The organism is Agreia sp. Leaf335 (assembly GCF_001423605.1).
Classification (GTDB): Bacteria; Actinomycetota; Actinomycetes; order Actinomycetales; family Microbacteriaceae; genus Agreia.
This window is the reverse complement of the sequence record NZ_LMOQ01000001.1, coordinates 97316-110626: the sequence shown is the minus strand read 5'-3', so window position 1 is coordinate 110626 and position 13311 is coordinate 97316. Positions and strand designations below refer to the sequence as shown.

13 protein-coding genes are annotated in these 13311 nt (G+C 66.4%); 4 read left to right on the top strand and 9 right to left on the bottom strand.

Annotation, left to right across the window (positions count from 1 at the left end):
• Positions 1 to 76 precede the first annotated feature (76 nt).
• The 3 genes from ASF79_RS00580 to ASF79_RS00570 are packed head-to-tail and all read right to left on the bottom strand — an operon-like array spanning position 77 to position 3258.
• Positions 77 to 1426, bottom strand: coding sequence for an ABC transporter substrate-binding protein (locus ASF79_RS00580; RefSeq protein ID WP_055850737.1), 1350 nt, complete (start codon positions 1424 to 1426; stop codon positions 77 to 79).
• A gap of 42 nt (positions 1427 to 1468) precedes the next feature.
• On the bottom strand, positions 1469 to 2314 hold the full coding sequence (locus ASF79_RS00575) for a carbohydrate ABC transporter permease (protein ID WP_055776832.1): 846 nt from the start codon (positions 2312 to 2314) through the stop codon (positions 1469 to 1471).
• The gene (locus ASF79_RS00570; protein ID WP_055850734.1) at positions 2314 to 3258 is read right to left on the bottom strand and encodes a carbohydrate ABC transporter permease; all 945 of its coding nucleotides are present in this window, start codon (positions 3256 to 3258) and stop codon (positions 2314 to 2316) included. The genes ASF79_RS00575 and ASF79_RS00570 overlap by 1 nt, the downstream gene beginning before the upstream one ends.
• A 163-nt stretch (positions 3259 to 3421) precedes the next feature.
• Here ASF79_RS00570 and ASF79_RS00565 point away from each other — a divergent pair, with 163 nt between their 5' ends.
• Entirely contained in the window at positions 3422 to 4255 is an 834-nt protein-coding gene (locus ASF79_RS00565) for an inositol monophosphatase family protein (RefSeq protein ID WP_055850731.1), read from the top strand.
• 77 nt (positions 4256 to 4332) lie between these two features.
• On the opposite strand, the gene ASF79_RS00560 is transcribed toward ASF79_RS00565, so the two are convergent.
• The 3 genes from ASF79_RS00560 to ASF79_RS00550 all read right to left on the bottom strand — a co-directional run bounded on the left by ASF79_RS00560 (position 4333) and on the right by ASF79_RS00550 (position 6779).
• Complete coding sequence (locus ASF79_RS00560) at positions 4333 to 4989, bottom strand: hypothetical protein (protein ID WP_055850727.1); 657 nt, start codon at positions 4987 to 4989, stop codon at positions 4333 to 4335.
• Positions 4990 to 5107: 118 nt separating this feature from the next.
• The gene (locus tag ASF79_RS00555) at positions 5108 to 6178 is read right to left on the bottom strand and encodes a LacI family DNA-binding transcriptional regulator (RefSeq protein ID WP_156366115.1); all 1071 of its coding nucleotides are present in this window, start codon (positions 6176 to 6178) and stop codon (positions 5108 to 5110) included.
• 4 nt (positions 6179 to 6182) lie between these two features.
• Positions 6183 to 6779: a TetR/AcrR family transcriptional regulator gene (locus ASF79_RS00550; RefSeq protein WP_055776845.1), complete on the bottom strand. Its 597-nt coding sequence runs from the start codon at positions 6777 to 6779 to the stop codon at positions 6183 to 6185.
• Between the two features lie 51 nt (positions 6780 to 6830).
• Here ASF79_RS00550 and ASF79_RS00545 point away from each other — a divergent pair, with 51 nt between their 5' ends.
• On the top strand, positions 6831 to 7325 hold the full coding sequence (locus ASF79_RS00545) for a GNAT family N-acetyltransferase (protein ID WP_055850724.1): 495 nt from the start codon (positions 6831 to 6833) through the stop codon (positions 7323 to 7325).
• On the opposite strand, the gene ASF79_RS00540 is transcribed toward ASF79_RS00545, so the two are convergent.
• Both ASF79_RS00540 and ASF79_RS00535 read right to left on the bottom strand, forming a co-directional pair.
• Positions 7306 to 7980, bottom strand: a complete 675-nt coding sequence (locus tag ASF79_RS00540; protein WP_055850721.1) for an HAD family hydrolase — start codon at positions 7978 to 7980, stop codon at positions 7306 to 7308. The two genes, ASF79_RS00545 and ASF79_RS00540, sit on opposite strands and share 20 nt — an antisense overlap.
• Positions 7981 to 7982: 2 nt before the next feature.
• Complete coding sequence (locus tag ASF79_RS00535; RefSeq protein ID WP_156366114.1) at positions 7983 to 8300, bottom strand: hypothetical protein; 318 nt, start codon at positions 8298 to 8300, stop codon at positions 7983 to 7985.
• 135 nt (positions 8301 to 8435) lie between these two features.
• Here ASF79_RS00535 and ASF79_RS00530 point away from each other — a divergent pair, with 135 nt between their 5' ends.
• Both ASF79_RS00530 and ASF79_RS00525 read left to right on the top strand, forming a co-directional pair.
• Entirely contained in the window at positions 8436 to 9776 is a 1341-nt protein-coding gene (locus tag ASF79_RS00530; RefSeq protein ID WP_055850716.1) for an alpha/beta hydrolase, read from the top strand.
• 130 nt (positions 9777 to 9906) lie between these two features.
• A complete protein-coding gene (locus ASF79_RS00525) occupies positions 9907 to 11832 on the top strand; it encodes a LamG-like jellyroll fold domain-containing protein (protein WP_055850713.1) in 1926 nt (641 codons plus the stop codon).
• Positions 11833 to 11926: 94 nt separating this feature from the next.
• On the opposite strand, the gene ASF79_RS00520 is transcribed toward ASF79_RS00525, so the two are convergent.
• Entirely contained in the window at positions 11927 to 13297 is a 1371-nt protein-coding gene (locus ASF79_RS00520; protein WP_055850710.1) for an HNH endonuclease signature motif containing protein, read from the bottom strand.
• Between the last annotated feature and the right edge of the window lie 14 nt (positions 13298 to 13311).

Genomic DNA, 13311 nt, shown 5'->3' with positions numbered 1-13311 from the left:
GAGGGTACGAAGCGGGCCGCCGACGAGGCCCCGCCTTGACATCGTCCGCCGACCGTGAGCGGTGCCCGTCGACAACTCAGCCCGCGGCCGTGTTGTACGCCGCGATCTGATCCGCGGCCTTCGACTCCGCGTCTTTCATCGACGACGTGACGTCGGCGCCCTCGACGATCTGATTGAACGCGCCGATGACCGTGGCGCGCACCGTGGGAAAGGCGCCCGTGCGGCATCCGGCTGCGGCCTGACTGGCGGGCGTGTTCGCCAGCTGATCGGCCATAGCCGCCACGTTCGGATCGGACAGGGACTGCTTGCCGACCGTGGTGTCGGCGACCGCCGTGTTGGATGCGAGATAGCCCGTGGCGCTCGCCCACTCGGCCTGCACATCGGCGGAGTGGAGATAGGTGAGGAACTCGTAGGCGGCCTTCTGCTGAGCCTCGGAATGACCGTCTCCGGAGATCCACAGGGCGTTGCCGCCGATCACGACGCCGGCATCCTTCGAGTCGGAGGTCTTGGGGAAGGCGGCGACCTTCGAGGCCGTCTTGCTCGGGTCGGCGGTCGTGTACGCGCCCGAGGAGGTGATCATCATGCCCACCTTGTCGCTGGCGAAGGCCGACGTCATGGCACTGTTATCGGTTCCGGGGTTGAGCGCGGTTCCGTCGACGAACAGCTTCTGCAGCTGCCGCATGAAGGTCACCTGGGTGGGCGAGGTCAGGTCGAGCCCCGTCACCTTGTCGGAGCCTCGGCCGTTCTCGGGGGTGCAGAAGTTCTCACCGCCGGATGCCGACATCTCCTCGATCATCCACGAGTCGCTCATGTTCATGGTCATGCCGTACGCGCCCGTCGACGCGTGGATCTTCTCTGCCCAGTCTGCGACCTCGGCCACGGTCGTCGGCGGAGTGTCGGGATCGAGCCCGGCCTGCGTCACCAGGGATCGGTTCAGGTACAGCACCGGCTGCGATACAGAGAACGGCATGGCCGCCAGGCCGCCGGATGCCGACGCGTAGTACGAGCTGACGATCGGGGGAAAGCTGTCGGCGTCGAACGACGAGTCCTTGTCGGTGAACGTCGACAGGGGCGTGGTCTTCTTCGAGTCGACCATGAATCCCGTTGAGATGTCGTTCATCATGAGCACGTCGGGCGTCGATCCCGACTGCACCGCGGCGGTGTACTTGGTCTGCACGTCGGCGTAGGTGCCCTGGAACGAGGCGTCGACCGTGATCTTGCCGGCCTCCTTCTCGTTGAACTGCGACACGAGAGTGTCGAGCTCCGTGGCAGCGGGGCCCGTCATCGCGTGCCAGAACGTGAGGGTCACGGGGCCGGATGCGGTGGCCGAGTCGGCGTCGGATCCGGCTGCCGCGCATCCGGACAGGGCGAGAAGCAGCGCGCTGCCGGTGACTGCGGCGATGAGCGCGCGTGTACGAAAGGACATAGTCGGGTTCTTTCTGTTCGGGTTCGATTCGGTGATCGGGTTCTATTTGAGGGCGCCGGCGGTGATGCCGCCGGCGAGGAATCGCTGTGCGAGGAGCACGACGATGAGCACGGGGAGGGTCACCATGGCGGCGCCGGCCAGCACGACGCCGACGTCGGTGGCCTCGGCGTTCGACAGCTGAGCGATGCCTACCTGCACGGTTCTGTTATCGGGAGAGTTGGTCACGAGAAGGGGCCAGAAGAAACCGTTCCAGGCGGCCGTCGCGCTGACCAGCGTCACCGAGATGAGGGTCGGCCGGACGACCGGCAACAGCATCGACCGGATGAAGCGGAAATGTCCGGCTCCGTCGAGCAGCGCGGCGTCACGCAGCTCGCCCGGAAAGCTGAGGAACGCCTGGCGGAACAGGAAGATGCTGAGGGCAGAGGCCACGAAGGGAAGGAACACGGCGGGCACGGTGTCGATGAGGTGCCATGACGAGATCGTGAGGTAGTTGGCGATGAGGGTCGTCTCGGCCGGGATCATCATGCTCGACAGCAGCACCAGAAACAGCGCCCGGGTGCCGCGCAGACGACAGAAGACGAGCGCGTACGCGGTGGCGATGCCGATGGCGACCTGCAGCACGGTCTGGCAGATCGTCACCACCAGGCTGTTGCCGAACTGCCTCCCGAGCGGAATGACCTGGGTGGCGCGGATCACGTTGTCGAGGGTGAGGTGGACGGGCAGGAGCCCCTCCAGCCCCTGATCGAGCCAGGCCGTGGGCGTCAGCGCGCCCTCGAAGATGTAGTAGAGCGGGAAGCACACCACGATGACCGCGGCGACCAGCCAGCCGTAGAGCAGGGCGCCGCGTATCCGGGCGCGCGTCGAGGATCGTCTTGTGGGCTGACGCATCAGTAGTTCACTCGCTTCTCGAGAACGCCGAACTGCACGAGCGACAAAGCGAGTACCAGCAGAAAGAGCACGACTCCGAGTGCCGCGGCCAGGCCGAAGTTGGCGCTGCCCGCCCCGAACGCCGACTGATAGATGTTGTAGACGAGCGTCGTGGTGGAATTCGCGGGTCCTCCTCCGGTGAGGATCTGGATCTGACCGAAGGTCGTGAGCGCCTCGACGGCTCCGGTCACCACGATGAAGAACAGCGTGGGGGTCACGAGAGGCAGCGAGATAGACCAGAGGGTTCGAAGAGGCCCTGCCCCGTCGAGGTGCGCCGCCTCGATGACGTCGTGGTCGATGGCACCGAAAGCGCCGAGCAGGAGCAGCACGGTGAATCCGATCGAGCCCCACACCGTGACGACGATCACGCTGGCGAAGGCCCACTGCGTGCTGGTGAGGAAGGGGATGTCGGAGCCGCCGAAGCGCGTGATCACGGAGTTTACGAGGCCGTTGCCCGGCGCGAGCATGGCCGCGAAGGCGACGGATGCCGCCGAGACGCTGACGACCATGGGCGACGTGAGCAGCGCCCGGAACACCGGGATTCCGCGCAGCTTCGTGGTGAGCGGGATGGTGATGAGCAACCCGAGCACGATCCGTCCGGCCACCACGGCCAGGCAGAATGCCCCCGTGCGCAGCATCGTCGCGCCGAACTGCGGGTCGGTGAAGATCGTGACGAAGTTCTTCGCGCCCACGAAGCCCGCCGCCTGACCGAAGATGTCTGTTCCCTGCGTGCTGAGCCAGATGACCTTGCCGAGCGGGTAGAACACGAAGACCGCGAAAACGGCGAAGGCGGGTACGAGGAGCGCGACTCCGACGCGTCGGTCGGAGCGGAGCCAGGACTGCGCCGACGGCACGCGGCGGCTGCCCACGGCGACGCGTCGTTCTGCGGTGATCGAGGCCGACATTCAGCATCCTCTCGGATAATAGGGAACGTTCCCTTTTTGGGACGGGTCAACTCTCCGACACCCCTGGATGCACGGTCAAGCGGCGCGAGCATCCGGTCGCCGAGCGTTCACTCGGCGTTAAGGAAGGCCTGAATCAATCCCTATCAACCCGAGTAGGAGCACTATGACCCCCGACATGATCGACAACCCGAATGCGCTTGCCGCTCTCGCGGAAACCGCTGCCCGCACGGCCGCACCGGCACTCCGCGCGGCCTTCCGCTCCGACATGGACATCTCGTTCAAGCGCGACGCGCACGACGTGGTGACCGAACACGATCGCGAGGCGGAGCGCGTCATCAGCGAGGTGCTGCAGAGCGGCGCCCCCGGGTCGCAGATCCTCGGCGAAGAGACCGGCAGCTCTGGCGAGGCGAGGCTGCGCTGGATCATCGATCCCATCGACGGCACCGCCAACTTCGCCCGCGGCCTGGCGTACTGGTGCATCTCGATCGCCGCAGAAGTCGACGGCGAGGTGGTCGCGGGAGTCGTGCTCGACCCGATGGCCGACCATCTCTTCTCCGCCGGCGCCGACGAGGCCACCCTCGACGGCACCCCCATGCGTTCAGCCTCGGCCCCCGACGACCGCTCGACGCTGCTCACCAGCTTTCCGAACCGGCACGATGTCGATCTGCTCGGCGACGCCGCCTTCGAGCTGCTCGCGCAGATCACCGCCGGCTACCAGCACCACCACAGCACCGGCAGCGGAGCACTGAACCTGGTGCACGTCGCGGCGGGCTGGTCAGACGCGACGATGGGCTTCGACACGAGCCCGTGGGATGTCGCGGCCGGGGCGCATATCCTGCGTCGCGCGGGCGGCAGCTACGCCGGCTTCCGCGAGGGCGTCGCAGTCGACAGACCACAGAACAGCCTGGACTACGTGGCGATGGGAGCCGGTGGAGACCACACCGCCCTCATCACGCGGGTACGCGAGCTGTCGGCTCACTGGTTCCCGGCGGCCTAGCGAGACCGGATGCCGCCGGCCGCCGCGAGGGCGGCCGGGCTCGCGGCATCCGGCCCCTGGGTCAGGCGGTCACACGGTCACGCGCTGGTCAGCTGCCAGCTGTGCACGTGCTCCCACGTCATCGTCTTCCACCAACGGCCCGACCAATCAGGGCTCGCCGTGCGGTACATCACAACCGAGCGCCCCGCGAATCCGCTCGGCACCGGCACCTCGAGCTCTCTAATGAACTCGCCGACCTCGTCGCGCAGGTCGGGCCTCTCGTAGAGGTCGTGCGAGGCCAGCGAGAGGTGCCCACGAAACAGCTCGGGCACGAAGTCATTGGGCAACGGGTTGTTCATGGGGCGCCGGAACGGCTCCACCGCGGCCTCGATGTCACGAGCGAGGCTCACCAGCGCCTCGTTCTCGGTGCCGTCGGCGTTCTGGCTCACGTCGTATACATAACCGATTCCAGGGGCTCGGATGCCCGCATTGTGCACCTCGAACGCCTCGCGATTCGCGAGCAGCGCGGTCACGGCCGCGATCACCTCGTTCTCGCTGAAGCCGAAGGGCTGGCTGCCGACGAGGGTCGCGTGCGGGGGAAACGCGCCCGCCGAGAGAAGACCGTACTGCGCGCGCAATTGATCGGTGATGACGGTCACCGCGCGGCACGTCTTGGGGTCGGGTCGCAGATAGATGCCGTAACGGAACGGGTCGCTGTCGTCACGGGGCAGCTTGTGGGCGATGTGGTCGTTCACACGATCTCGCTTTCTGGTGGGTATCGTCGGGATAGGGAACGTTCCCTATTCTGAGCACAGCCGTCCCGGAAGAGATGAACGCGCAGACGTCCACTGGGTGAACGAACGATGACGAGGGCTAGACGGCCGCCGCAGTCCGGCCTTCGATCAGCTCGCCCGCGATCGAGCGATGACGCGCACCCTCGGCAAGGCCCTCGATCTGATCGACGACATCATCGACGGAGAGTCGTCCTATAAGACTCAGCGGCTGTCGCCACGAGGTGATGCCGAGGAGGCTGGTCGTGAAGGGGCGCACGCCGTCGTACCCCGTCACCGAGATGTCAGCGGGGGCACTGAGGCCCATGCGGCGCAGGGATTCGAGAACCGAGATCGCCCACGAATCGCTCGGAGCCATCACCGCGGTCACGCCGCCGGCAGCCACTATCGCCTGCACGATCGAATCAGCACGCTCGACGTCTCCGCCGAAGTCCTCGCAACGAAAGGCGAGAACCTCGACGTCCGCCTCACGCAGGCGCTCCACCATCGCGATCGTGCGCGCCGACTGAGTGATCGACGATTCGGTTGTGTGCGTCATCACGGCGACGCGGCGGTGACCGAGGATCGCCACTCGCTCCGCCAGCCCTCGACCGCCGCCGACCTCGTCGCAGTAGACGCTGCTCACCGAGGGGTCGGCCTCCGGTCGACCCGCGATCACGGTCGGGATCCGGCGAGCGAAAGGAATGATGTCTTCGACGGGCAGAGCGCCGCTGCAGACAATGAGCCCCTCGACACGCAGCGAGACGAGCGTCTCGAGGGCCCGCCGCTCCTCCTCGATCGGAAAGGTGCCGGAACCGGTCGCGGTGACCGCGCGGTACCCCCTGGCCGACGCCTGTTCCTGGAACGCCGTCAGGAGGTGGCCATAGAACGGCGTCGCGGCATCCCGCACGAAGACGCCCAGCGTATGGGTGCGATGAGCCGACATGCCGCGGGCGTTCGCGTTGGCCACATAGCCGAGCGCGTCGGCCGCCGTCTTCACCTTCGCCACCGTGCGCGCCGCCACCCCCGGGGCGCCGGACAGGGCCCTCGAGACGACAGACTTCGAGACACCCGCGGCCGCCGCCACATCGTGGATGGTGGGTGCGGGGCCGAGCTGGCGCCCGCCGGGCGTGCGACCCACGGGCTCGTCGTCTTCGGGGGTCAGCTCGCGCACGCTCCTACGCTAGCGGGCGTGGGGTCGCGGTGGCGGCCAGCACCAGTTCGAGTGCGCGACGCTGACGACTCGCGGGCCAGCGCTCGGGGTCTCCTGCCGCGAGGGTCGACACGCCTTCGACGGCGGCCGCCAATGTCGACGCCTCCTCACGAGCAGTCGCCTCATCTGCGACGCCTGACGCCTCGAGCAACCGAACCAGACGCGTCGCAAATGCCCGGCTGTGCAGCGCGTGACGCTCGGCCAGAACCGGGTCGCTCAGCGCCGCCGCGAGGAAGCCGATCCACACCCTGGCTTCGGCGAGCTTCTCGGAGTCACTCGGGAGCGCCTGGAAGACAACTTCGCGCAATGCGGTCGCCACATCGGGAGCTTCGCTCTCGAGCGCATCGGAGCGCACCCGTGTGCGCTCGTGCAGAACGTCGCGCGCGTGCAAGAGGAGCTCACGCTTATCGCGGAAGGTGTGCAGAACAAGACCGGTCGAGCATCCCGCTCGCTCTGCCACAGCCCTGAGCGTCAACCCGGTCGGTCCGCGGTCGGCGAGCGTGAGGAAGACAGCTTCAGACAGACGCCGACGGATCGCTTCATCATCTCGAACACGGGGCATCTTTCAAGCGTAACATCTGTTACCGTAACGGTTGTCACCGAAAGGATCTTCGTGAACTGGAATATTTCCCCCGTCGCCTATGACCACCCCGATGCCGATCGGCTGAGGCGCGAACAACGCCGAGAGCTCGACGCGCGATACGGAAGCAGCGACCACGAGCCAGGAACCCCTCCGTCCGCCGACGATGTTCCCGTGTTCCTCCTCGCCACAGATCCCTCCGGCCGCGCCATCGCCTGCGGCGGTTTGCGCCCACTCGACGAGACGATCGTCGGAGCGCACTCCGTTGAGATAAAACGGATGTACGTGGCACCGCATGCGCGAGGCACGGGCGTGGCAACCGTTTTGTTGAGAGCGTTGGAGACCGCGGCCGCCGAATTGGGAGCACGTCGGGTCGTATTGGAGACGGGAACTCAGCAACCCGACGCCATCCGTTTTTACGAGCGCGAGGGGTACGAGACCATTCCCCTTTTCGGCTCGTATATCGGAGGTCCCCAGTCGCGCTGCTTCGGGCGGTCCGTGTCTGCCGTCAGGCCAACCGGGCTATAACGGCTCCGGCAATGCCTTCACTGTGTGCGCCGTAACGGTCGACCAGCAAAGCGGTCATGCCCACGGCGCGCGCGCCGTCGATGTCGTGTAGCGGGTTGTCTCCGACGAATAGGCACTCCCCGGGGTCGACACCCAGCCCTGCCGCCAGCAGACGAAAGGCCTGCGGATCGGGTTTCTGCACGCCGATGCGCTCGGAGATGCAGATGTGGTCGAAGACCTCGAGCAGTCCCGTGACGCGCAGCTTGTCGAGCTGCTGCTCCTCTGCCCCGTTCGTCAACAACCCCACCCGGCGCCCGGTGGTCTTCACGCGCCGCACCAGTTCGACACTGTCTGGAAAGGCGCGCCAGGCGGCCCTGTAGCCCGCCAGGTAGCGCTCGAAGAGCGCGTCGAGTTCCGCCACCTCGGAGGGAGTCGGTACTCCCAGTGCCGGCAGCACCGTCCGCAGTCTCTCGCGACGCTGCTCCTTAAAGTCGATCCGACGCAATCGCCATCGTTCGATCTGTTCGTCTTCGGCGGCGAACCACAGCGTGCGGGCATGCTCCGTCGGCTCGACTCCGAGCGACTCGAGAAAACGATCAACGCCGACGATCGCCGAACCTCGATGGTCGAACAGCGTGCCGTCCAGATCGAATCCAACGGCACGAATCTCGACCACGACTACACCTGTCCGTCGCGCACGCCAGGGTCCGCGCTCTGCCTCATGCCCGCAGCGCTCTTCACCCGCCGACGCTCACGAAACCCGGATACCGCTCGGCCGACGCCGAGTACGATGCCGAAGGCCCACAGGGGCAACCCGATCATGATGATCCAGAGGGGCCCGTGGCGGACGGTGCCGATGTCTTCGAGCGGGTTCCAGCCGTGCTCATTGCAGATCCAGATCGAGGCCACCAGGAACAATGCCGACCAGAACGCCAACAGAAGAGGTCGTCTGCGAAGGGACTGCTGGAATCTTGATCTGAGTCGTGTCGAGACCACAAGACGATTCAAGCGCCGATGGCACGACGCTCGGCTGAGATCAGCCTGCCAACTCGCTTGGTCTTTCGCGAGACTGCCCCGCCCACGCCCCAAACGACATCGGCAGACATGAGATGGTGTCCCAGGAGGCGCACCGTGCTGCATTGGTTCTACGACATCGACATCGTCGATGGCCCGCTTCCCGTCGCGATCTGGACAGTCTCCGCCGTGGGCGCCGTTCTCCTCGTCCTCCGCCGACCCACCCGACGACCCGCCCGTCGATGGCTGGTCGTAGCCTCCGTCAGCATGTTTGTCGGCGCCGCGCTGGGGCTGACCCTCGTCGCCATCGTCGACGCCTCCGGCGTCGTCGGCGTGCCGTTGCCCACCCCGACCGCACCCTGGCTCGCCGCGCTGTTCGCGGCCATCGGGCTCGCCATCGCGAGCATGGTGAGGTCGTCGCGCAAGCGAAAGGTCGCCGCTGTGGCCCTGATCGTTCTCGGACTACTTTCGGCCACCCTCGGCGTGAATGCCGGATTCGGGATCAACCGCACGATCGGATCTGCCCTCGGTGTCTCTACCGGGAACGCGATCGACGGGCTCAGCCGCCCCCAGCCCGCCCCCACGGGCACGGCTCCCGTCGCCTCAACACCGCTGTACGCGAGTTGGGATCCTCCGTCCGACATGCCTGCCACGGGAAAGACCGGCCTGCTGACCGGCGCCGATGCGATCTCGTCGAGTACAGCGTTCGTGCCCCGCGAGGCCTCGATCTACCTCCCACCGGCAGCTCAGGTCGCGAACCCGCCCGCGCTTCCCCTGGTGGTCATGATGATGGGCCAGCCCGGCAACCCTCAGCCGGACTTCATCGCCGCGGCACTCGACGAGGTGGCGGCGAAGAACAAGGGTCTCGCTCCTATCGTGATCATCGCCGATCAACTCGGAAACCCCGACACCGACCCGGTGTGCGCCGACTCGGCCAGATATGGCGGCGTCGACACCTACTTCAACAAAGACATCGTCGCCTACGCGAAGAGCAGGCTGAACATCCTGCAAGACCCTCAGTACTGGACGATCGCGGGGTACTCGAACGGCGGCTCCTGCGCGTTCACCTGGGCGAGCAAGTATCCGGAGATCTGGGGGAACCTCGTGGACATCTCGGGCAACGAGTGGCCCGGAGACGAGAACGAGGCGGCAGCCATCGCCGACGGATACGGCGGAGACGCGGGCGCCTTCGCAGCCGCCAAGCCCGCGGCCTGGCTCCAGAAGAACGCAGGAAAATATACGTCGCACGTGGCGATCTTCACCGCGGGCGAGAACGACCCGGAGTACACGCAGTTCGCTGTCAACAACGCCGCCCTGGCCGAAGCGGCCGGTTTCACGACCAAGAACTACGTAGTGCCGGGCGCCGACCATGTGGTGACAGCCCTGCGAGGCGGGCTCCCCTATGCCTTCACCGAGCTCTACCCCCGACTGGGACTCGCGGCACCCCCTTCGTCGTGACCCACAGGCTGGGAACCAACCCTGGACTTACTCGGCATCTCCTTTCTTTTCGGCCATCGCCATCCGCTGTTCAGCGCCCATTCACCGTGCCGTCGATCGCCGAGGTGAGAAGCAGAGAAAACTCGACGCCGTGCCCGAACACATCGAAGATCACGACCGTCCCGGCCTCTCCCGCCGCGGATTCCTCGCCGCCAGCGGAGCCGTGGGAGCCCTCGCCGCAGCCGGTATGGGGTCTGCGGGGCCCGCCGCGGCATCACCATTGGTAGCCGACTCGCTCCTGGCCGGGGCATCGTCGGCTCCGTCGCTCGCCTCGCCCCCGACCTCTGCGAAGAAGTGGTCGCCCGACCTCCCCTCGCCGCGTTTCACCGTCGCGGTGATGCCCGATACCCAGTACATGTTCGACGGCGCGTCGATCGATCCGAAGCCTCTGCGGGCATCGCTGCACTACGTCCTCTCCGAGCAGAAACGCCAGAACATCGTCTTCCTCGCGCATCTCGGCGACCTCACCCAGAACGGGGCAGCTGCGGAGATGGCCGCCGCCGGCGCTGAATTCGCTCTCTTCGACAACGCGGGTGCGGCCTACAGCGTTCTGGCGGGCAATCACGACATCGACGCGTCGACCGACGATCAGCGAGGACAGACGGCCTACCTCGACGTGTTCGGACCGTCTCGGTTCAGGGGCTCTGACAGCTTCGTCGACGCGTCGCCCGACGGCTACAACACGGCCCATGTCTTTACGGCGGCGGGCCGCGATTGGCTCGTGCTCGCGCTCGACTGGCGAACCAGCGCCGGCGGGCTCGCCTGGGCGCACTCCGTGCTGGCGGCGCACCCCGGATCCCCCGTCATCCTCACCTCGCACACCCTCGTCGACTCGGCCGCCGACGGCTCTGCGACGTTCGACGCGTATGGGCAGGGGCTCTGGGACTCGTTCGTCTCGAGCCACGACCAGATCTTCTTGACCCTCAACGGCCACTACTGGGGACCGGGTCGCACGACGGCGGTCAACTCGGCCGGTCACGCCGTCGACCTGCACCTCACGAACTACCAGAACCGCTACTACGGCGGCGCGGCGATGATCAGGCTCTACCACTTCGACACGGAGCGCAATGTGATCGACGTCGAGACACTCTCGCCCTTCCTGATCGACGGTGGACTGAAGACACCGAACGAGCTCGCCGAGCAGGAGACGCGTCTGAGCGGCGACATCGACCGATTCACCATGCCGATCGATTTCGCCGAACGGTTCTCGGGGTTCGCACCGGTGCCCGTGCGCCCAGCACGCTCCGCGCAGAGCATGCTCGTCTCGGGCACCACCGCCTACTGGCGCTTCGACGGGCAGCCGAATGGTGCGAATGTCAGCGGCTCTACGCGCGTCGCCGATCTGAGCGGAAACGGCAACGATCTCGTCGTCGCCAATCGGCCCGGCGCGGTGGCTGGCGCCCTTCTCTGGTCGGATGCTCATCATCCCGACCAGCCGGGAGCCGGCAGCCTATCGCTCACCGGCGGTCGCCCCGGAGGCGACTATCTGAAGACCGTCGACCAGGCACCGCTGAACAGCAACCAGTTCCTCAGCGGCTATACGGTCGAGGCGTTTCTGTTTCTGCCCACCACATTCGACGGCAGCGCGAACGGATTCTGCGCTCTTCTGTCTCAGTCGTCGTCTGCCGGCGAAGCGGGCAAGGCGCACTCGAGCAGCGGAGATCCACAGGAGCCCTCGGTCACCTTGAGTCTCTCCAGCGATAGAGAACTGCAATGGTGCGTCTACCCCGCCAGCCAGGACGGGTCGCTCACGAACTGGGGTCACGAGCTGCCCCTCGCCTCGTGGTGGCACGTCGCCGTCGTCAACAACGGCAAGCACACGACGATGTTCGTCGACGGATGCCCCGTAGCGCGAAACCCGTCGACGAAGAACAGCGGTCTCGCTGTGGCAGGCCAACCCTGGCTGCTCGGCGGCTACAACTATGGGGGCAAGCTCGATCAGGTCTTCGTCGGCAACATCGGCGATGTCAGGGTGACCGAGCGAGCACTCGACCCGAGCGAGTTCATGATCGCCTGACCAACGCCGGCTCTAGATCGCCTGACCAACGCCGGCTCTAGATCGCCTGACCAAAGCCCGCTCTAGAAGGGGCAGTCATCGAAGGACGCGGTTGCTAGAAGGGGCAGTCCGTTAGGTCCTCCCCCAATACTGTCGTCGGGCTCGCTGCAGCGATCTCGACCGGTGTCGCGATGGGGGTGGCGACTTCGGTATTGGCGGTCGTGGCCGTCGTGGCCGCGGTGCGACCGAGGAGTTCTTGCGGCGCAGGTTGCATCTTGCCTTCGGGACTGACCGTGTATCGGTAGCCGGCTGGTGAGGTGGCGGTGAGGGTGTCGTCTCCGTTCTGCACGATCTGCCATCTCGTGTGGTGCTTCACCTTGTGATGCCCCTGACTTAGTGGCGCAAGGTTCTCTGGGGTCGTGTGCCCACCAAAGGCATGGTCTTCGGTGTGGTCGATATCAGCCCGCTCCGACGGAACCGTGCAACCCGGGAACACACACGTCGGATGCACGAGTCTCGCGTGGTCGATCATCCGTGCCGTCGGCCGGTAGTCCCTCGGGTCGGCCGTGAGGATGCGTCCCGTGATGGGGTCGGTCAGAATGCGCCGCCACGATGTGGCCTCCGCCGTCACCTGCGCCGCCGTCGCAGGATCGATGGGCCCGTAGCCGCGGAGGATCGCGGCCTCCTCGCCCACGCCGAGGAGGGTCATCGCCGGGACCATGACGTGCACCCTGCCCCGGACGCCTCGGGTCGCCCCCGGGATCGAGGTCTCTCCGTTGAGCATCAGATCGCACAGGACATCGAGCTTCAGGTGCCCCATGCTGCGCGGGTCACCCGCTGCCCGCAATCCAGCAGCCAACCGTGCCGTCCGATCGGCGATCGCGTGAATCTCCGGTGCTGGAGCGAATAGGGTCAAATACGCCATGCCATCCGCCCCTGGATCGACGTAGATGCGCCGGGTGGCCGCGGCCTTCTCGGCCCGTTCGACCGCGGTGGACGGTTGGGAGAGCTCGACCTGCGCTCGCGCCTTGCGGTCGAGCTGCTTCGGGTTCACCTCCGCCGCCAGCGCCGCGAGCCGGGCGTCATACGACACCAATGCGTCGCCCTCGAGGCCGTCGGCGTGCTTCGCGATGACCTCGGCGTGCTCCCATGACAACGTGCCCGCAGCGACGCCAGCCAGTGTTGCGGGCAGGAAGTCGACCAGCGCCGTGCTGGTGTCGATCAGGGTCGCGGACCGGTACTCCGTTCGGCGAGTCAGCTGGGCCAGTTCGGTGATGAGTTCGACTCGTTCGACTCGAGCCGTTGACCACACGGGCCCGCCGGTAGATGTGTCGGTGGGTGTCTGTCGGTGCAGGTGGTTTCTCGCGTGGGTGACGCGTTCGGCCCTAGCCGCAGACAGCGCTGCTATCTGTCTGTCGAGGGCGGCGACCTGCTCGAGTGCGACCACATACGGGTCGGGCTCGAGGAGCGGGATCGTTGATGTCATACGAGAAGTCAAAC

Excerpts from the sequence above, each read along its gene's own strand:
- ASF79_RS00565 (WP_055850731.1), top strand. The coding sequence starts at position 3,422 with ATGACCCCCGACATGATCGACAACCCGAATGCGCTTGCCGCTCTCGCG.
- ASF79_RS00580 (WP_055850737.1), bottom strand. The coding sequence starts at position 1,426 with ATGTCCTTTCGTACACGCGCGCTCATCGCCGCAGTCACCGGCAGCGCG.
- ASF79_RS00570 (WP_055850734.1), bottom strand. The coding sequence starts at position 3,258 with ATGTCGGCCTCGATCACCGCAGAACGACGCGTCGCCGTGGGCAGCCGC.
- ASF79_RS00550 (WP_055776845.1), bottom strand. The coding sequence starts at position 6,779 with ATGCCCCGTGTTCGAGATGATGAAGCGATCCGTCGGCGTCTGTCTGAA.
- ASF79_RS00520 (WP_055850710.1), bottom strand. The coding sequence starts at position 13,297 with ATGACATCAACGATCCCGCTCCTCGAGCCCGACCCGTATGTGGTCGCA.
- ASF79_RS00575 (WP_055776832.1), bottom strand. The coding sequence starts at position 2,314 with ATGCGTCAGCCCACAAGACGATCCTCGACGCGCGCCCGGATACGCGGC.